Origin of the sequence: Streptomyces yokosukanensis (assembly GCF_001514035.1) — a bacterium.
Lineage (GTDB): Bacteria > Actinomycetota > Actinomycetes > Streptomycetales > Streptomycetaceae > Streptomyces > Streptomyces yokosukanensis.
Map to the genome: position 1 here is coordinate 36,710 of NZ_KQ948228.1, position 17,314 is coordinate 54,023.

A 17,314-nucleotide genomic window follows, 5' to 3' on the forward strand; every position below is an offset into this window, starting at 1 on the left:
ACTGAAGTGGGGCGAGAAGCGGCTCGCCCCCCGGCCCGCTGCGGAGGCGGGCGCGGATCCAGGAGTTCCCGGGTGCGCGAGGGCGACGCTCCTCGGCCGTCCGCGCCGTTGACCGGATGCGTAGTTCGGACGGGGTGCTCGGCCATGGACACCATCGACGAAACAGCCGTCGGCAGCCTGCGCGAGGCACTGCGCGGATCCGTGGTCTCACCGCGGGACCCGGGCTACGACGAGGCGCGCAGCATCTACAACGCCATGATCGACCGGCGTCCCGCGGCCTTCGCCCAGTGCGTGGACGTGGCGGACGTGCAGGCGACGATCTCCTTCGCCCGGGACACCGGCGCCCAGCTCACGGTGCGCGGCGCCGGCCACAGCGGGCCGGGCCTGTGCCTGGCGGACGACGCGCTCGTCCTCGATCTGTCGCCGATGCGCTGGGTCAGGGTGGACCCCGAGACGGACACCGTCCAGGTGGGCGGCGGCAGCCGGATCGGTGACCTCGACCATGCCACACACGCCTTCGGACGAGCCGTGCCGTCCGGGATCATGTCGACCACGGGCGTCGGCGGTCTCACCCTGGGCGGCGGGCACGGCCATCTCACCCGCAGCTACGGCCTGACGGTCGACAGCCTGCTGTCGGCCGACGTCGTCCTCGCCGACGGCAGCTATGTCACCGCGTCGGCGCAGAGCCACCCGGACCTGTTCTGGGCGCTGCGGGGCGGAGGCGGCAACTTCGGTGTGGTCACGTCGTTCACCTTCGGGTTGCATCCGGCGTCAACGGTCGGTGTCGCGCTGACGCTCTGGCCGGTCGACCGCCTGCCCGAGGTGCTGCGCTGGTACCGGGAGTTCCTGCCCGGCGCCCCGGAGGAACTCAGCGGGTTCTTCGCCGTGCTGGTCGTACCGCCGGGACCCCCCTTCCCCGAGCCGATCCACGGGCAGAAGATGTGCGGGGTCGTGTGGTGCCACTGCGGCGGCCCCGCCGACGACCGCCTGGCGGAGCTGCTCGCCGTGGTGAACGAGCCGGCACCGCCGGCCTTCCACTTCATCACCCCCATGCCCTACCCCGTGCTGCAGACCCTGTTCGACACACTGCTCCCCAAGGGACTGCAGTGGTACTGGCGCGGCGCCTTCTTCGACCACATCTCCGACGCAGCGATCGAGGTGCACCACACATACGCGGAGAACCTCCCGACGGGCCTTTCGACCATGCACCTGTACCCGGTGGACGGGGCGGCCCACCGAGTCGGTGCCGACGACACGGCATGGGCCTACCGGGACGCCGTCTGGTCCGCCGTGATCGCCGGCATCGACCCGGACCCCGCGAACGCCGAAGCGATCCGACGGTGGTGTGTCGACTACTGGACCGACCTGAACCCCCACTCCATGGGCGGCACCTACGTCAACTTCATCGGCCACGGGGAGAGCCCCGACCGGGTCCGGGCCACCTACCGCGGCCACTACGACCGCCTGGCCTCGATCAAACGCGCCTACGACCCGGACAACCTGTTCCACGCCAACCAGAACATCCCACCGGCCCCGGAGTGAGACGGCGTGCGGCGACCGCGGCGCGGCCGGGCCGTCCGCCCTCACCACAACCTGTCGATCCGACCGGGATGCACCGCGATGCGGCTGTGCCGGAAGGACGCCTCGGCCCGGCGGGCGTCGTCCGAGAAGAAGCCGGCCATCGTGACCTTGTCGAAGCCGGGCCGGTCGCTGGGGAAGGGATCTCCCGGTGTCCCGCCGATGAGCACGGCGCCGGGCAGCATGTGCCAGCCCGCGCTCTCGTAGAAGGCCCGCAGCACACTGTCGCAGGTGAACAGCCCCAGGTCGAGTCCCTGGTCGATCATCGTCTCCCGGGCCGCCGCCACCAGGCGACGGCCGTACCCGTGGCCGCGGCTCTCCCGCCCCACCACGACGGTGCTCAGCCCTCCGGCGGCGTAGTGCCGGCCCGCGTGCACGATCTCCTTGGACAGGATGTCCAGAGCCGCCAGCACCGTCGACTCCTCGTCGACGAGCAGCATCGACCACGGCCGTAGCGCGGGATCGTGGGAGGGGGCGTCGGCGGCGGCGAGCGCTCCGGGCGGGGAGGGCCAGGCCTGCTCCTGGAGTTCCCGGACCTGCACACGCAAGGGGAAGGGGGTGGCCTGCTCGGGGAAGGACAGAATGCGCACGCGCCGATTCTCCTGACCTGCGCGGCCCGCGCAAGTGGTTTGCGAGCGGCCCGCCACACCCGCTCCCGCGGTGGTGCCCCCGCAGCACGCCTTCCTCGAGTTCCGGCGCTGGGCCCCGCTCACCGGGCCGAGCCGGATGAACGGGGCCGTCGGAGCCGCGACTTCGACCTGCCGGTCACGGCTTGCGGGCGAGCCCACCGTGCTCGGCGATGACCTGCGGCGTGGGCGCCCCCGGCTCCGGCCGCCACTGCGTGACCGGGACGACGCCCGGCTCGATCAGTTCCAAGCCGTCGAAGAACGCGGTGATCTCGTCGACGGTGCGCAGGTTGTAGGGAACGGCACCGCTGCTGTTGTAGGCGTCCTGGGCTTGCTCGAAGACGGGGTCGACGCCGAGTGAGCCGTCGTTGACGGAGAGGTGGCTGCCCGAGGGGAGGGCGTCCATCAGGCGGGCCGCGATGGAGCGGGCCTGCGCGTGGTCGGCGACATGGCCCAGGATGTTGCTGAGGATCAGGCCGACGGGGCGGTCGAAGTCCAGGGTCTGTGCGGCCGCCGCGAGGATGCGGTCCGGATCCGTCACATCGGCGTCGATGTAGGCGGTCGCGCCCTCGGGGGAGGAGTAGAGCAGCGCGCGGGCGTGCGCCAGGACCATCGGGTCGTTGTCGACGTAGACGATCCGCGCCTCGGGGGCGAGCCGCTGGGCGACCTCATGTGTGTTGTCGGCGGTCGGCAGACCCGTGCCGACGTCGAGGAACTGCCGGATGCCCGCCTCACGGACCAGGTAGGCGATGTTGCGGTGCAGAAAGGCCCGGCTGCTGCGGGCGATGGTGACGATGCCGGGGAAGACGGCGGTGTACGCGTCACCGGCCTGCTCGTCGACGGGGTAGTTGTCCTTGCCGCCGAGCCAGTAGTTCCAGATGCGTGCGGAGTGCGGCACCGATGTGTCGATCTTCTGGCGCAGCGCCGATTCGGGTGTCGTCGAGGGGTCGGTCATGAGTCGCTGTCCGTCTTCTCCGTCGTGGCGTGGATCATTCATGGCACAACTTACGTCCGAACAAGCGTCTTTCGCCCCTCGGCTCGGATTCCCCTTCAGGCGGCCTTCGGCGTACGTGACGGCGAACAGCCCGATCCGGTTCTCCTCCGCACGTCCTTTTCCGCGTACGTCTGGAGTCGTAGACGGATCGCCCGCCAGACGGATCCGCACACCCGCGCGGACACGAAAGGGTTGTGACGTTCTGTAAGTTGACGGAAAGGAACGTCCATCGTGCGGATAGGACGCGTGGCGCCCTTGGTCACCATGGGGGTCACGGCGACGCTGCTCACCGCCCTCGCTCCGGCGCAGGCATCCGCGGCGGAACCGCTCAAGAGATTCGAGAACCAGAAGCCGGCGTGGCACCGGTGCGACGCGTCGCAACCCGCCGCCTTCCAGTGCGCGACGATCAAGGTGCCGCTCGACTACGCCCGCCCCGGCGGCAAGACGATCGACCTGGCCATCTCCCGGATGAAGACCAGCGTCGCGGGCAAGCGGCACGGCGCGATCCTCTTCAATCCCGGCGGTCCGGGCGGCGAGGGCCTGGACATGCCGCTCATGATGAAGCAGGCGCTGCCCAAGAAGGTCCTGCAGCAGTACGACCTCATCGGGTTCGACCCGCGCGGTGTGGGCCGCAGCAGCCCCGTCACCTGCGGACTGACGGGCTCGGAGCAGAACTTCGAACGTGCCTACAGGCCCGAGACGTTCAAGCGGGACGTCGCATGGGCCCGCACGGTCGCCGAGAAGTGCCGTGCCAAGAACGGCGACAAGCTCCCGTACATCACCACCCGCAACACCGCCCGCGACATGGACGTCATCCGTGCCGTCCTGGGTGAGAAGAAGATCTCCTACCTCGGCTATTCCTACGGTACCTATCTGGGCGCCGTCTACGCGCAGATGTTCCCCCAGCGGACCGACCGCTGGGTGCTGGACAGCGCGGTCGACCCCGCACGGGTCTGGCGCGGCATGATCCAGGTCTGGGCGGAGGGCACCGAGCCGGCGTTCACCCGCTGGACGAAGTGGACCGCGCAGCACGACCGCACCTACAAACTCGGCAACACCCCGGCCAAGGTGAAGAAGACGTTCTGGGACCTGGTCGCCCGGGCCGACCGCTCTCCCATCGACGACGGTGGCCAGAAGCTCACCGGCGACGACATCCGCACCCGGCTGCGCGCCGAGTTCTTCAGCCCCAAGTCCGCGGCCGAGTCGGTCGTGAACCTCAAGAAGGCCGCCGACGGCCGTGCCACGTCCCGTCGTTCGTCCGCACCGGACGATCAGCGGGGAGCGCGCCGGTCCGCGGCCTTCGCCGCGGGGACGCCGGCCGACAACGGCACGGCCGCGTTCTGGACCGTGGTCTGCGGCGACACCGCGGCCTGGCCGCGCGACCCCGAGCAGTACCGGCGTGACGCGATCCGGGACAAGGGCAAGTACCCCCTCTACGGCGACGTCGCCTCCAACATCATGCCGTGCGCGTTCTGGAACAAGCCGGCCGAAGCCGTCACCAAGGTCGACAACAGGGTCGGCGTGCTCACCGTCCAGAACCAGTGGGACTCGCAGACGCCTCTGGTCAGCGGCCTGGGCATGCACCGCGCCCTGAAGGGCTCGCGCATGGTGTACGTCCAGGGCGGCGAGGGCCACGGCGTGTACTCCGACGACCCGCGCGCCTGCGCCAACATCGCCGTCAACGCGTATCTGAGCACCGGACGGCTTCCGGCGAAGGACATCACCTGCAAGGTGTCCGGCCGGCAGAGCCCCGGTGTGAACCAGCGCATCGTCCCGGCGCAGCCGCACGCACCGCAAGCGCCCCGTTTCTGACACGGCGCTCGCCGGGGGATCCGGGCCGGACCGAGACCGGCCCGGTGGATTCCGGTGGTGACGACGGGGCGGGTGGCGAGGAGGTCGTGTTCCTCGCCACCCGCCCCGTCAGGCTCAGTTGAGCTGGAACGACGCCTCGACCGGGTAGTGGTCGCTGGGCGCGTTGGTGTCGGTCTGACCCGTGCTCCAGCCGGACTGGGGGTCGAAGTCCACCTTGACGGCGGACATTCCGGCCGGCGTCGGGCGGCCCGGCGCGTTCAGGTAGCCGATGTAGTCGAGGTCGTCCCGGTAGTCCTTGGGGAAGGTCTCGACGCCGGACATGTACTGGCACCAGGAGGAGACCGGGCAGTCCATGGTCCGAAGGCTCTGGTCCGGGTCGGTGGCCGGGGTGCCGAGCACGCCGTTCACCGCGCTCTGGGCGTTGGCGTAGTCACCGCGCGACTGGCCGCCGTAGTACTCCACGTTCATGTCTCCGCCGATCAGCACCGGCGCACTCGAACCGGCGATGCCGTCGGCCCAGGAGCGGATCTCCCTCAGCTGGGCGAGGCGGGTGGACTGGGTCGTGTCGGTGGAGGTGTCGGACTCGTCGGCCTGCAGATGGGTGCCGACCACCCAGCTCTTCACGCCGCCCTTGTCGATCTGCGCCAGCGCGGCGCCCTTGTTGGCGTGGTAGTCCCACGTGCCGTAGGTGGAGTTGCTGAAGACGTGGGCGTACTGCGCGGTGATCGGGTACTTGGACAGGATCATCGTGCCGCCGTTGATGACGAACAGCGAGTTGGAGCAGTCCCCGCTGATGCCCGTCCAGCCGCCCCCGGAGCAGGTCTGGCCGACGACCGGGGTGTGGTACGGGTAGAGGTCGGCGAGCTTGCCGGTGATGTCGGCGGTCGAGGTGTTGTTGAAGTCCTCGTCCAGCACCACCACGTCCGCGCTGTGCTTGCGGATGATCGACTCGATGGTGGGGGTGCGCTGGGCCGCCTTCTCGTGCTGGGTGCTGTCGACGATCGGGGTGCCGAGATCGACGTTCCAGGCGAACACCGAGAGGTCGGTGCCGGCGCCCGCGCTCGCGGTGGGGGCCGTGTAGCCGCTGAGGCCGAGCAGCATGGCCGACGCTGTGGACGTGAGGGCGATAGCTGTACGACGCGAGACCATGCGCTCTCCAGGTGACGGTTGGGGTGGTCCCGACGCGCGATCATTGTCGGGTCGCGTACATGACAGCGTGACTGTAGGGGCTCACCGGTACGGCCGAGGGAACATCGATCGATCTGTCTGTGGAGAAAAGGTGTATGAACAAGTTCAGCTCGATGTGAGTGGATCCCACCGGCCAGCGCCGCCCACCGCCCGTAACCGTGTGCACTGTGCGTACACCGTGCCGAGCCGGACGGCTGAAGGTGGCCGCTGTCCGCGGTTGCCGTCCTCGGGCAGGATGGGCACATGGTTGGTGCCCTCACGCTGCCCGAGGAATTCGCCCTGCTCTCCCTCGCCGAGACCGGAAGGGCGATCGACTCCCGCCAGGCCGAGGCCGGTTGCACGGTGGCCGAACTCGGAGAACTCGCGTTGCGCGGCAGACTGCTCATCAGGACGCGCAAGTTCAAGGTGTTCGGCCTTGACACATATCGCCCGTACCGAGCCGAGATCGAGCTGATCGGCAACGGCTCGACCGCTCTGGCCTGGGCCGATGAACTGCTGGCCGAACTGGCCGAACTGGCCGAGGAGGACGGGGCGGTGGTGCCCCACAGATGGGTACGGCGGCACCGCAACGCGTTCCAGCGGCATCGCGGCGCACTGATCGCACGCGGCCTGGTCCGGCACATGCCGGGCGCGGGAGTGCTGCGGCGGGACCGCTACCACCCTGAACCGGCCGTGCGGCGCGGGTTGGTCGAAGCCGTGCGCCTGGCCCATGCCGGAGAGCATCGGCTGGACGCACACATGATGTTTCTCTCCGACATGGTCAGCTCGAGCCAGCTGACCCGGGACCTCGGCGGTTCATGGCGCACCCGGCACAAACTCGACCGGGCGCGTGGAACCGGCGCGGTGGCGTCGGTGCCCGAACCGCTGCGGGACACCAGCGCCGTGCTCGCCGCGCTGGTGCCCAAGCGGACACGCCACCAGGGCGGCTAGGGCGAGCGAACGATCAACGCCCTCAAGGGTCAAGTGGTCATATGGCGTATCAATGCATGAGTTGGTCACGCCTAGTTGTCCGAGTCGGCCGGTCTGTGTCGCGGGGCGGGGGTGCGAGATGCCTAAGGTGGGGACATGGGCGGCGGCGTGGTGACGCTGTTCCTGTGCGGCGACGTGATGCTCGGGCGCGGTGTCGACCAGATCCTTCCGCACCCGGGGAGCCCGGTGCTGCGCGAGGGGTACGTCACGGACGCCCGGTCGTACGTGGAACTGGCCGAGGCGTCCGGCGGTCCGATCCCCGCTCCGGTCGACCCCGCCTGGCCGTGGGGTGAGGCGCTGGCGGTGCTGGAGCGGGCGGCACCGGATGCCAGGATCGTGAATCTGGAGACGGCCGTCACCCGCAGCGACGCGTTCGCTCCGGGCAAGGCGGTCCACTACCGGATGCACCCGGCCAACCTTCCCGCTCTCACGGCCGCCCGGCCGGACGTCTGCGTGCTGGCCAACAACCACGTTCTGGACTTCGGCCGACCGGGACTGGAGGAGACACTCGACGCGCTCGCCGGTGCGGGGCTGCGGGCCGCGGGCGCGGGACGCGACGCCGACGAGGCCTACGCGCCCGTGGAAGTCCCGGTGGGACCGGGTCACCGCATCCTGGTCCTCGCGCTCGGAGCCCTGTCCAGCGGCATCCCGCCCGACTGGGCCGCGACCGCCGACCGGCCGGGCGTCGCCTACGCCCATGAGCTGTCGGCCGCCGCCGCCGAGGCCGCCCTGCGCCGAGTGCGGCGGGTGAGACGACCGGGCGACATCGTCGTCGTGTCGGTGCACTGGGGCTCGAACTGGGGCTATCTCGTCCCGCGTGACGCGAGGCGCTTCGCACACGCCCTGGTCGACGGCGGCGTCGACATCGTCCACGGGCACTCCTCGCACCATCCCCGCCCCATCGAGGTGTACCGGGGCCGGCTGATCCTCTACGGCTGCGGCGACTTCATCGACGACTACGAGGGCATCTGCGGCCACGAGGAGTACCGCGACGACCTCCGGCTCGGCTACCTCGTCTCGGTCGCGGCGGACACCGGACACCCGACCGGCGTGAGGATGTTCCCCCTGCAGGCGCGCCGGATGCGGCTGGAGACGGTTACGGAGCGGGACCGCGCATGGCTGCGCGCGACCCTCGACCGGATCTGCCACGGCGTACGCGTCGACGTCCGGCCCGACGGCATGCTCCGCTGCTCCCTGGAAACGTGACGCGCAGACGAGGCGAGGTGCGGCCACTACTGCGGCGGTGCCGCGCCCAGCATCTCCTCGCACCATTCCCGCACCGTGGCGGCGACCTCCTCCAGTGCGCCGGGTTCCTCGAAGAGGTGGGTGGCGCCCGGGATCACCCGCAGCGTATGGGCGGCCCGGAGCCGCCGCGCGGCCTCCTCGTTGAGCCGCAGCACCTCGCCGTCCCGGCCGCCGACGACCAGCAGGACGGGTGCGCGCACGGCGATCAGGGCGTCGTCGCCCGCGAGATCGGGCCGCCCGCCCCGGGAGACCACGGTCAGGACGCGGTCGGGGCGCTCGGCGGCGGCCCGGAGGGCAGCGGCGGCGCCGGTGCTGGCGCCGAACAGGATGACGGGCAGGCCGCGGGTGCCGGGCTCGGCGCCCAGCCACTCCAGGGCCGCCACCAGGCGCCGCCCTAGCAGCGCGATGTCGAAACGGTGCTCGGCGGTGACGACGTCCCGGCGTTCCTCCTCCTCGGTGAGCAGGTCGATCAGCAAGGTGCCCAGACCGGCCTCCCGCAACGTGGCGGCGACGGCCCGGTTGCGCGGACTGTGCCGGGAACTTCCGCTGCCGTGGGCGAACAGCACCACGGCTCGCGCGGACTGCGGCACCACGAGATCACCTGGGAGTTCGGCGCCGTCGGCCGGCACCACAACCGTCTTGGACTTCATGGCCATCAACTTCCCCGGAGGGCTCGGAGGACCTCGGTCCTCTCGTCGTACTCACCTACCACGATTGAAAGCCCAACAAGACATCGCAACCGCGCGGCGCGCACGATGGCAGCAGGCCGTCCCGGATCTTCCGTGCTCGAAATGGAGGGACGAGCGATGACGACTGCGAAGGACATCATGCACCCGGGTGCCCAGTGGATACCCCGGTACGAGACATTGGACCGCGCCGCGCAGCTGATGCGCGACCACGGCATGGGCGCGCTCCCGGTCAGCGACCCGGACAACGGCGACCGTATGTGCGGCATCATCACCGACCGCGACATCGTGGTGAAGTGTGTCGCCTACGGCCATGACCCGGCCCAGGTGACATGCGGTGACCTGTGCGAGGGGACCCCGCGCTGGATCGACGCCGGCTCGGACATCTCCGATGCGCTGCGGGAGATGGCGAGCCACCAGATCAAGCGCCTCCCGGTGGTCGAGAACAAGCGCATGGTCGGAATGATCAGCGAGACCGACATCGCCCGGCACCTCAGCGACGACCAGCTCGCTGCGTTCGTCTCACGCGTGTACGCGTGACGCTGCCGGGCGACATCGTCCAGGAGGAGGCCGCAGGGCACGGCCCCCGCGCGCCGCGGAGGCCGTGCGGGCTCAGGAGCCGCCGTGCTCGGACCCCGTCGCCGTCTTCGAGTAGGCGTCGTGCCAGGCGGCCTTCGCTCCGGAGTCGCCGATCCGGTAGACGTCGACCACCGCGCCCACCGATACGGCCACGCAGAGCACGCCGACGACGATCCGTACGGGCAGACCGGACCAGCTCAGGCCGCCCCCCTGTCCGGGCTCGGCCGGAGCGCGCCGCCCCGCCCACCAGACGACCGCCGCCAGTGCGAACAGGCCCAGCGCCCAGGGCAGCAGCCCGTCGCCCAGCTCGGTGTGCCGACGCACCAGGGCGTCGCTCTCGACATGCCGTTCGAGCCATTCACCGGCGTGCGTGGTCAGGGGTACGGCGGCCAGGGCGACGAGGGCCAGCAGCGGCAGCAGCGGACCCAGCCGCCGGGCGGCGCGCGGCCACAGCGCGGCCGTCACCAGGGCCAGCGCGGTCAGGGGTATCAGCACGACGACCACATGGACCAGCAGGACATGGGCGGGCAGACCGTTGATCAGAGTCATCCAGGCGCTCCTGAGGGGGGACGAGGCGCGTCAGCCTGTCATGGCAAACTCTCAGTTGCCTCTCAGTCGATCAGTGGATCGGCAGGTCAGAGGGTCGGCAGGTCGACCGGGCCGGTGGATCGCGCACCTGTGGGAGCAGGGCGGATCCCGTCGCGGAGAGGGCGACCGAGCGGCGGTCGCGGTCGAGCAGGCGCACCCCGGGATCACGCGCCGGTCGTGGCGCCGGCCGGCGGCGTGCACGGCGCCGAGCCGCCCGAGGCGTGCCGGTTTCCGCCGGTCTCCCGCAGCGAAGGGAGTCCGGCCGTGAGGGAGTTCCTGGTCGAGATCACCACCACCGTTCCCGAAGGCACCAGCCAGGACGAGGTGGACCGGCGGCGAGCCGCCGAGGCCGTCCGTGCCCGGGAGTTGGCGGCCGACGGCCACCTGGCGCGGCTGTGGCGCCCGGTCGGCGAGCTGCGCAGTATCGGCATCTGGCGGGCCGCCGACGAGCACGAGCTGCACGGGAAGGTGCTCGGCACGCTCCCGTTGCGTCCGTGGATGACCGTCACCGTCACGGCGCTGGAGCCCCACCCCAACGACCCGGGCCCGACCGGCGACACATCGCGGCGGTGACACGCGAACGTCCCGTGTTTCCACGCCACTTGACGGGCCTTTGGTCCGTACCTATGGTCATCGACCAGCACTCTGTTCAAGGAGTCGCATATCGTTCACATATGAGGACGTGTCTCATGCAGGACATCCCCGCACCACGTCACCGTAAGTCCCCCCGATCCGCTCTCGCGCTCACCGCAGCGGCCGCCCTGCTGACCACCGGACTTCTCGCCTGGCCCGGAGCCCAGCGGGCACAGGCCGCTCCGGCCGCGTTCGTCCACCCCGGTGTCACCGTCTCACGGGCTCAACTCGACTTCGCGCGCACCAAGGTGCTCGCCGGCGCACAGCCCTGGAAGAGCGCGTACGACCAGATGACGGCGAGCCCGTACGCCGACCTCGGTCGCACCGCCAAGCCCCGCGCCGTCGTCGAGTGCGGGCCGTACTCCAACCCCAACTACGGCTGCACGGACGAGCGCGAGGACGCCATCGCCGCGTACACCGACGCGCTCGCCTGGTACATCACCCGTGACGACCGGTACGCGAAGAAGGCGATCGAGCTGATGGACGCCTGGTCCGCCACGCTCACCGACCACACGAACAGCAACGCGCCCCTGCAGACCGCCTGGGCGGGATCCTCCTGGGCCAAGGCCGCCGAACTCGTCAAGTACACCTACACCGGCACCTGGCCGAACGCCGGCCGGTTCGCCACCCTGCTCCGCAACGTCTATCTGCCCAAGGTCATCAACGGCTCGAACTCCAACGGGAACTGGGAACTGACCATGACGGAGGCGGCCGTCGGCATCTCCGTCTTCCTCGAGGACAAGGCCTCCTACGACTCGGCCATGGCGCGCTTTCGCACCCGCACCGCCGCCTATGTGTACCTGTCCTCCGACGGCGATCTGCCGAAGACCGTGCCGAGCCAGAACCTGAACACCCGGGACAAGATCGTCGCGTACTGGCAGGGCCAGCCCACCTTCGTGACCGGACTGACCCAGGAGACCTGCCGCGACTTCGTGCACACCGGATACGGCATCTCCTCCATCTCGCATGTGGCCGAGACCAGCCGGATCCAGGGGCAGGACCTCTACGGCACCGACGTCGGCGAGCGGTTGCGGCAGGCGCTCGGCTTCCAGGCCAAGTACGAACTGGGCACCGCGGTTCCGAGCTGGCTGTGCGGCGGATCCGTCAAGCGCGGGCTCGGCCCGGTCACCGAGGTCGGCTACAACGCGCTGCACAACCGCCTGGGCATCGCCATGACCAACACCCAGACACTCACCGAGCAGAACCGGCCGGCCGGCACCAACAACCTCTTCGTGGCATGGGAGACCCTCACCGACGGCGACAACCCCAACTGACAGCGGCAGCCACGGTACGGCGCGCCCGCTCACCGGTCGGCCGACGGGACCTCGGCCCGGTCGCCCCGTACCGCGCTGACGAACACCGCCGGATCGCCGGGCAGTTCGTCGCCGCGCCACGCCGCATGACCGTCCGGGCGCACCAGTACGAAGGACCGTTCGTAGAGGCGGGCGATCTCCTCGTCCGCCTGCGGCGCCGTGGGCCAGGACGGTCTGGCCGGTGGTGAGGCGGGCGTGGTCGAAGAGGGCCTGCCGGGCGGTGAGCCCGGAGATCGGCAGGGCGGCGGCCGTGACGTGGTCGACGTCGGCCGGGAGCGGCGCGAGGTTTCGGGCCTCGACCGCGATGTACCCGGCCAGTGAGCCGTCGCGGGTCCGGTCGGCCGGTCCGCGGACCCGCCGGCCGAGGTCGGGCCGGCGGTGCCGTAGCCCAGCTCGGTGACCACTCCGGACAGCTCGTGGCCGGGCACGCTCGGGGTGAGGCCGCTGATTCCGGCGTCGCGGTCGCGGACGGTGATGGCTCGCATGAAGGCTTCCTCCGAGCTGGGGACGCCGGGGACGCACAGGGGCGAGCGCCGTGCCCCGTGGGCGCGGGCGCCGGCCCCGTTCCCGGACCAGCCCGAAGTCAGCGGCGAGTGGACCCCGCACCCGCCTGATCTGCGCATTCAGCTCGCGAGGGCCGGAGCTCGCACCGCGACACGCCCTAGTTCACTCCTTGGGCCAGAACGCGGCGGGCCGCCTCGGCCTCCGCCGCCGGTGGAGACAGCTCGTCGAGGGTGTCGAGCTCGTCGTCCGCTTCCAGTTCCCGTTCCCAGGCCGCCGCGAGCTGTTCCTGCTCCTGGCGCGGCTTGGCGCCGACGGCCTCCCGGTGATCCGGGTCGAGGGCCGCCAGGAATCGTCCGACCGTGTCCGTCGCCATACCGTGCTCCTTGTCGCAGGGAACGGTGCGCGCCACCTTCTGGCCCACCAGGGCCGAACGGGCCCGCGCCGACCTATGGACACCACCTGGAAACATCCTGATGGCCCCGCCGCCCACCCCGCAATCGGGGCGGTGCCCGCCCGGATCAGGATGCCCCGGGGCCGCGGAGAAGTACGCGTCGGATCCCTCGGTGCCCGCGGACCGTGTACGACCCCCGAGGGCGGCGGCGAGGAGCAGTGCGGCGAGGGCCGTGAGGGCGGTGCCGCGCCAGCCGAGGGTGTCCAGGAGCGGCGCGGCGAGGGCTGTGCCGATCGCGCCGACGGTGAAGTACAGCACGAGGTAGACGCTGCTGAGGCTGCCGGACCGTGCCGGGAGGAGCGCGATGACGCGGCTCTGGTTGGCGGCCTGGGCGGCGAAGCAGCCCGCGTCGAAGAGGGCGAGTCCGACTCCGGTGACGAGCGGGCTGCCGAGACCCGAGGCGAGCAGGGCGGTGCCGACCGCGGCGGCCGGCATGCAGACGGTGATCACTGTGGCCGGGCTGTGCCGGTCGGTGAGGCGTCCGGTGAGCGGGAGTGCCGCGAAGCCGAGGAGCCCGGCCAGGCTGTACAGGCCGATGGCGCTCGGGCCGAGGGAGTGGGGCGGCTGGGCCAGTGCGAGGACCAGCGCGACCCAGACGATGTTGAAGGCGAAGTACCACAGCCCGCCGACGGCCACCGCGCGCCGCAGCTGCGGGAACTGACGCAGCAACGGAGGGAGTGCGGTGAGAGCGGCACGGTAGTCGCGGTCCGGGTGGGGACGCCGCCGGGGCAGGAGCGTCCCGGCGGCGATCGCGCCGAGCAGGGCGAGCGCGGCGAAGACGAGGAGCATCCGCCGCCATCCGAGGAGGTCGGTGAGGGTTCCGCCCGCCAGACGGCTCAGCAGGATGCCGGCCGACATACCGGCGGCCACCGTGGCGACGCCCGTCCCCCGGCGCCCGGCCGGGGCGTGCCGGCCGGCGATGGCGCTCGCCTGGGCGGCGACACTGGCGGCCGCGCCGATGAGGAGGTAGGCGGTCAGGAGCACGGTGGCGCCGGATGCGGCCGCCGCGAGCGCGAGGGCACCGGCCAGGGCGGCGAGCTGGACGCCGACCAGTCGGTTGGGCGCGAGACGGTCGGTGAGCGGCAGCAGGAGCGCGAAGCCCGTCGTGCAGCCGGCGAGCGCCGCGGTCGGCACGAGGCCGATCACGGAGAGCGGTACGTCCAAGTCGGCTGCGACGGTGGTGAGTTCGGGCTGGAGGGCGTAGTTGTTCGCTATCGCCGTGCCGGCTATGGAGGCCAGCAGGAGCGTGCCGCCGCGGGGGAGCGGGCGGGTCACGGGGTGGTGCCGCGGGTGAGCACGACGGCGTAACGGCATTCGGTGTCGGTGGTGTTGGCGAAGACGCGCTCGGCGGGCGCGCCCAGTTCGATCGTGTCGCCCGCGTCGAGTTCGTGGACCGTGTCGCCGTCGTGGAAGGTCAGCCGTCCCTCGAGGACCCAGACGACCTGCCGTACGAAGGCGAAGGCGGCGGCCGGATACGGCACGCGGGCGCCGACCGGCAGGCGGATCTCGGCGATCTCCGCGGGGAAGTGCGGGCCGGTGATCTGGCGCCGCCGGTAGCCGGTCGCGGGGTCGCGCCACTCGGCGGTGTCGGTCCCGCGGCGCACTCCCGTCACCCCCTCGGCATCGTCCTGGGCCCCTTCGGCGAGGGCGAGCAGGGACGCGACGCTGAGCTGGAACGCCGCGGACAGCTTGCCGAGGACGACGGCCGTGGGGTTGCTCTCCCCGCGCTCGATCCGGCTGATCATGGCCTGGGACACGCCGGAGGCCTCGGCGAGCTGGGCCAGCGTCCACCGGCGGCGCTCGCGCTCGGTGCGGACACGCGCGGCGATCCGCTCCACCAGGGGATCTACTATGTTGGACATGACTTCAATATACGCAAGAAGCTCGGCGGGTGTGACCGTGCGCCCCGCCCGGCCCGACGACGTGGAAGCCGTCCGCGCGATCCGCAACCACGCCGTCGAGCACTCGACGGCCCTGTGGACGCAGACCCCGCAGACCCCCGCCGAGGGGGCCACCTGGCTGGCCGCCCACCTGGAGCGCGGCTCGGCGTTCGTGGCCGAGGCCGACGGTGAGGTCGCCGGGTTCGCGGTCTACGGTCCGTGGCGGGAGCTGGAGGGGTACCGGCACACGGTGGAGAACTCGGTCTACGTCCGCGAGGGCCGGCACGGGCTCGGCATCGGATCCGCGCTGCTGGCCGCCCTCGTCACCGCCGCCCGCGAGGCCGGCCACCATGTGATGATCGCCGGTATCGAAGCCGAGAACACGGCCTCGATCCGGCTGCACGAACGGTTCGGGTTCCACCACGTCGGCACCGCGCCCGAGGTCGGCACCAAGTTCGGCCGCCGGCTCGACCTGACCCTCATGCGCCTGCCCCTGGCCTGAGCGGCATCGCGCCGCCTCGGGGAGCGCGCGGGGTGTACGAGCCCGAGAGGGCGGGAGGCCGTCTGTGCCGCGGACGTGCTGCGGGTGCGTCAGGTCGTGTGCGGGTCGTCCGGGCGCCCGTACCGAGCCGTGATCCAGTGGCGTACGACCGCCACGGGCACCCGGCCGTCGGCGGCGATCACATCCATGGGTACGCCGCTGAGCCAGGCGGTGAGCGCGGCTCGGCGCAGACTGGCGGAGCGGGCGGCGAGCCCGGCCCGCAGGGCGCTCGCCGAGCCGGCGGTGAGCCTCGGCGCGTCCGCGGCCAGCTGCCGGGCGGCCTGGCGCACGGCGTTGCGGGCGGTGCGGGTGTCGAGGCCGTTCATGCCACCGCCTCCCGCTCCGTGTCGAGGGACGCGTCGTCCAGGTGCCAGTGCAGGTCGCGCACGCCCGGTTCCAGGGAGAGGCGGGCGATGAGCTGCTCCAGGGCGCGGGCGGGGTCGCCGTTCAGGGAGACCGCGGCCCGCAGGCTGGTGCTGCCCTCGTCGTCGCGTCGCACCCTGAACCCGGTGGGCGCGAGACCGTCGGTCGCGAGGGCCTGCGAAAGGAGCGCCCGGACATGTGTCTCGTCGCCGCGCTCGCAGATCAGGTGGACCGTGGCCCGTATGCCCTCGTTGTCGGGGTCGCGCTGCGGCACGCGGTCGATCAGCCGGCCCGCGGGGCGCAGCATCATGTGCACGGCGAGCACGGTGGCCGTTCCGATGAGGCACAGCACCAGCCGGCCGGAGGCGGCGAGCACGCCGACCGCGGCCGAACACCACAGCGTGGCCGCGGTGTTGAGGCCGCGCACGCCGCCGCCCTCGCGCAGGATGACGCCGCCGCCGAGGAATCCGATGCCGGAGACGACGTAGGAGGCGACCCGGGTGGGGCTGCCGGAGTCGCCGACGGCCTCGCTGTAGAGGACGAAGAGCGTGGCGCCGACGGCCACCAGGGCGTTGGTGCGCAGCCCGGCCATCCGGGCGCGCCACTGCCGTTCGACGCCGATCAGGGCGCCGCAGGTGACGCCGGTGGCGAGACGGAGTGCGAAGTCGAAGGTGGTCAGGTTCGCCATGGGAACCTCCCGTCGCCCCGCCGCGGCGGGACAGGTCGAGGGCATGGCGCCCGTCCGGCCGTGGAGCCGGGAAGGGGGCTACCGAATGCCCGAGGAGTTGGGGGACACGGGGGTGCGGGGCCGGTTGTGGCCCGGACTACTGCTGCGATCCATGTCGCTCACCTCCTTCGGGGCTCTCCATACCTTCTCTTATATTTGCACATCCACGCAACTAGAGCGTCGCGAGGTGTCGTGTGCGTCACCGGCTACCATATTTGCATGGAAGCGCAAGTAGCGTCGTGGGACGAGGAGCGGGCCGAGCGGTCGGTGGCGGTGCTCAAGGCGGTCGCCGACCCGTCGCGCTACCGGCTGCTGTGGGCGCTGAGCGAGCGGGAGCTGCCGGTCAGCAGCCTGGCCGAGCTGATCGAGGCGCATGTCGCGGCGACCTCCCAGCACTTGGCGAAGCTGCGCGCCGCCGGACTGGTCACCTCGCGCCGGGAGGGCACCCGCATCTTCTACCGGGCCTCCGGCCCGAAGGTGCGGGCCCTGCTGGAGAGCGCGGTGCTGGCCACGGACGAGGCCGTGGCCGCCGCGGACGCCGAGTCGGCACACGTCGTGGAGGCGGCCGCCCCGCGGGAGCGGAGCGCTCCCGCGCGGGTGGCCCGGGCCCGGCGGCCGGCCACGGAACACTGACGCC

General features: G+C 71.4%; 18 protein-coding genes and 1 pseudogene. 9 read left to right on the forward strand and 10 right to left on the reverse strand.

Annotation, left to right across the window (positions count from 1 at the left end; translation table 11 throughout):
- Positions 1-144: 144 nt before the first annotated feature.
- Entirely contained in the window at positions 145-1,542 is a 1,398-nt protein-coding gene (locus AQI95_RS38130) for an FAD-binding oxidoreductase (RefSeq protein WP_208614370.1), read from the forward strand.
- A 41-nt stretch (positions 1,543-1,583) separates the two neighbouring features.
- Here the strand turns inward: AQI95_RS38130 and AQI95_RS38135 are convergent, their stop codons facing one another.
- On the reverse strand, positions 1,584-2,168 hold the full coding sequence (locus tag AQI95_RS38135; RefSeq protein ID WP_067135067.1) for a GNAT family N-acetyltransferase: 585 nt from the start codon (positions 2,166-2,168) through the stop codon (positions 1,584-1,586).
- A 175-nt stretch (positions 2,169-2,343) separates the two neighbouring features.
- Entirely contained in the window at positions 2,344-3,159 is an 816-nt protein-coding gene (locus AQI95_RS38140) for an SAM-dependent methyltransferase (RefSeq protein WP_067135069.1), read from the reverse strand.
- Positions 3,160-3,429: 270 nt separating this feature from the next.
- Here AQI95_RS38140 and AQI95_RS38145 point away from each other — a divergent pair, with 270 nt between their 5' ends.
- Positions 3,430-5,010 carry an alpha/beta hydrolase gene (locus tag AQI95_RS38145; protein WP_067135071.1) on the forward strand — a complete coding sequence of 527 codons (1,581 nt, stop codon included), beginning with the start codon at positions 3,430-3,432 and terminating at the stop codon, positions 5,008-5,010.
- Positions 5,011-5,124: 114 nt separating this feature from the next.
- On the opposite strand, the gene AQI95_RS38150 is transcribed toward AQI95_RS38145, so the two are convergent.
- The gene (locus tag AQI95_RS38150; RefSeq protein WP_244188975.1) at positions 5,125-6,111 is read right to left on the reverse strand and encodes a sphingomyelin phosphodiesterase; all 987 of its coding nucleotides are present in this window, start codon (positions 6,109-6,111) and stop codon (positions 5,125-5,127) included.
- 330 nt (positions 6,112-6,441) lie between these two features.
- Between AQI95_RS38150 and AQI95_RS38155 the strand changes: the two genes are divergently transcribed.
- Together AQI95_RS38155 and AQI95_RS38160 are read left to right on the forward strand one after the other, a co-directional pair.
- A complete protein-coding gene (locus AQI95_RS38155; protein ID WP_067135075.1) occupies positions 6,442-7,128 on the forward strand; it encodes a GPP34 family phosphoprotein in 687 nt (228 codons plus the stop codon).
- 135 nt (positions 7,129-7,263) lie between these two features.
- On the forward strand, positions 7,264-8,373 hold the full coding sequence (locus AQI95_RS38160) for a CapA family protein (RefSeq protein WP_067135077.1): 1,110 nt from the start codon (positions 7,264-7,266) through the stop codon (positions 8,371-8,373).
- A 26-nt stretch (positions 8,374-8,399) separates the two neighbouring features.
- On the opposite strand, the gene AQI95_RS38165 is transcribed toward AQI95_RS38160, so the two are convergent.
- Positions 8,400-9,062 (reverse strand): dienelactone hydrolase family protein, encoded by a 663-nt coding sequence (locus AQI95_RS38165; RefSeq protein ID WP_067135208.1) that lies wholly within the window; start codon positions 9,060-9,062, stop codon positions 8,400-8,402.
- Positions 9,063-9,218: 156 nt separating this feature from the next.
- Between AQI95_RS38165 and AQI95_RS38170 the strand changes: the two genes are divergently transcribed.
- A complete protein-coding gene (locus AQI95_RS38170) occupies positions 9,219-9,638 on the forward strand; it encodes a CBS domain-containing protein (protein ID WP_067135079.1) in 420 nt (139 codons plus the stop codon).
- Positions 9,639-9,710: 72 nt separating this feature from the next.
- Here the strand turns inward: AQI95_RS38170 and AQI95_RS38175 are convergent, their stop codons facing one another.
- Positions 9,711-10,226, reverse strand: coding sequence for a DUF2231 domain-containing protein (locus AQI95_RS38175; RefSeq protein ID WP_067135081.1), 516 nt, complete (start codon positions 10,224-10,226; stop codon positions 9,711-9,713).
- 303 nt (positions 10,227-10,529) lie between these two features.
- On the opposite strand from AQI95_RS38175, the gene AQI95_RS38180 reads away from it, so the two are divergent.
- Together AQI95_RS38180 and AQI95_RS38185 are read left to right on the forward strand one after the other, a co-directional pair.
- On the forward strand, positions 10,530-10,838 hold the full coding sequence (locus AQI95_RS38180) for a muconolactone Delta-isomerase family protein (protein WP_067135210.1): 309 nt from the start codon (positions 10,530-10,532) through the stop codon (positions 10,836-10,838).
- Positions 10,839-10,954: 116 nt separating this feature from the next.
- Positions 10,955-12,172, forward strand: a complete 1,218-nt coding sequence (locus AQI95_RS38185) for an alginate lyase family protein (RefSeq protein WP_067135083.1) — start codon at positions 10,955-10,957, stop codon at positions 12,170-12,172.
- A 177-nt stretch (positions 12,173-12,349) separates the two neighbouring features.
- On the opposite strand, the pseudogene AQI95_RS38190 reads toward AQI95_RS38185, so the two are convergent.
- The 3 genes and pseudogenes from AQI95_RS38190 to AQI95_RS38200 all read right to left on the reverse strand — a co-directional run.
- A pseudogene (locus tag AQI95_RS38190) lies at positions 12,350-12,696 on the reverse strand (alcohol dehydrogenase catalytic domain-containing protein); the annotation flags it as partial.
- Positions 12,697-12,872: 176 nt separating this feature from the next.
- Entirely contained in the window at positions 12,873-14,441 is a 1,569-nt protein-coding gene (locus tag AQI95_RS38195; RefSeq protein WP_244188976.1) for an MFS transporter, read from the reverse strand.
- Positions 14,438-15,028: a helix-turn-helix domain-containing protein gene (locus AQI95_RS38200; protein ID WP_067135087.1), complete on the reverse strand. Its 591-nt coding sequence runs from the start codon at positions 15,026-15,028 to the stop codon at positions 14,438-14,440. The genes AQI95_RS38195 and AQI95_RS38200 overlap by 4 nt, the downstream gene beginning before the upstream one ends.
- Here AQI95_RS38200 and AQI95_RS38205 point away from each other — a divergent pair.
- Positions 15,027-15,548: a GNAT family N-acetyltransferase gene (locus AQI95_RS38205; protein WP_067135089.1), complete on the forward strand. Its 522-nt coding sequence runs from the start codon at positions 15,027-15,029 to the stop codon at positions 15,546-15,548. The two genes, AQI95_RS38200 and AQI95_RS38205, sit on opposite strands and share 2 nt — an antisense overlap.
- 89 nt (positions 15,549-15,637) lie before the next feature.
- On the opposite strand, the gene AQI95_RS38210 is transcribed toward AQI95_RS38205, so the two are convergent.
- Complete coding sequence (locus tag AQI95_RS38210) at positions 15,638-15,913, reverse strand: hypothetical protein (RefSeq protein ID WP_067135091.1); 276 nt, start codon at positions 15,911-15,913, stop codon at positions 15,638-15,640.
- On the reverse strand, positions 15,910-16,638 hold the full coding sequence (locus AQI95_RS38215; RefSeq protein ID WP_067135093.1) for an MgtC/SapB family protein: 729 nt from the start codon (positions 16,636-16,638) through the stop codon (positions 15,910-15,912). The genes AQI95_RS38210 and AQI95_RS38215 overlap by 4 nt, the downstream gene beginning before the upstream one ends.
- 258 nt (positions 16,639-16,896) lie before the next feature.
- Here AQI95_RS38215 and AQI95_RS38220 point away from each other — a divergent pair, with 258 nt between their 5' ends.
- The gene (locus AQI95_RS38220; protein ID WP_067135095.1) at positions 16,897-17,310 is read left to right on the forward strand and encodes an ArsR/SmtB family transcription factor; all 414 of its coding nucleotides are present in this window, start codon (positions 16,897-16,899) and stop codon (positions 17,308-17,310) included.
- The last annotated feature ends 4 nt before the right edge of the window (positions 17,311-17,314 follow it).

Bases quoted from the DNA above. Each gene is read 5' to 3' on its own strand.
- AQI95_RS38130 (WP_208614370.1), top strand. From the start codon at position 145: ATGGACACCATCGACGAAACAGCCGTCGGCAGCCTGCGCGAGGCACTG.
- AQI95_RS38140 (WP_067135069.1), bottom strand. From the start codon at position 3,159: ATGACCGACCCCTCGACGACACCCGAATCGGCGCTGCGCCAGAAGATC.
- AQI95_RS38150 (WP_244188975.1), bottom strand. From the start codon at position 6,111: ATGCTGCTCGGCCTCAGCGGCTACACGGCCCCCACCGCGAGCGCGGGC.
- AQI95_RS38155 (WP_067135075.1), top strand. From the start codon at position 6,442: ATGGTTGGTGCCCTCACGCTGCCCGAGGAATTCGCCCTGCTCTCCCTC.
- AQI95_RS38160 (WP_067135077.1), top strand. From the start codon at position 7,264: ATGGGCGGCGGCGTGGTGACGCTGTTCCTGTGCGGCGACGTGATGCTC.
- AQI95_RS38165 (WP_067135208.1), bottom strand. From the start codon at position 9,062: ATGAAGTCCAAGACGGTTGTGGTGCCGGCCGACGGCGCCGAACTCCCA.
- AQI95_RS38170 (WP_067135079.1), top strand. From the start codon at position 9,219: ATGACGACTGCGAAGGACATCATGCACCCGGGTGCCCAGTGGATACCC.
- AQI95_RS38175 (WP_067135081.1), bottom strand. From the start codon at position 10,226: ATGACTCTGATCAACGGTCTGCCCGCCCATGTCCTGCTGGTCCATGTG.
- AQI95_RS38185 (WP_067135083.1), top strand. From the start codon at position 10,955: ATGCAGGACATCCCCGCACCACGTCACCGTAAGTCCCCCCGATCCGCT.
- AQI95_RS38205 (WP_067135089.1), top strand. From the start codon at position 15,027: ATGACTTCAATATACGCAAGAAGCTCGGCGGGTGTGACCGTGCGCCCC.
- AQI95_RS38200 (WP_067135087.1), bottom strand. From the start codon at position 15,028: ATGTCCAACATAGTAGATCCCCTGGTGGAGCGGATCGCCGCGCGTGTC.
- AQI95_RS38210 (WP_067135091.1), bottom strand. From the start codon at position 15,913: ATGAACGGCCTCGACACCCGCACCGCCCGCAACGCCGTGCGCCAGGCC.
- AQI95_RS38215 (WP_067135093.1), bottom strand. From the start codon at position 16,638: ATGGCGAACCTGACCACCTTCGACTTCGCACTCCGTCTCGCCACCGGC.
- AQI95_RS38220 (WP_067135095.1), top strand. From the start codon at position 16,897: ATGGAAGCGCAAGTAGCGTCGTGGGACGAGGAGCGGGCCGAGCGGTCG.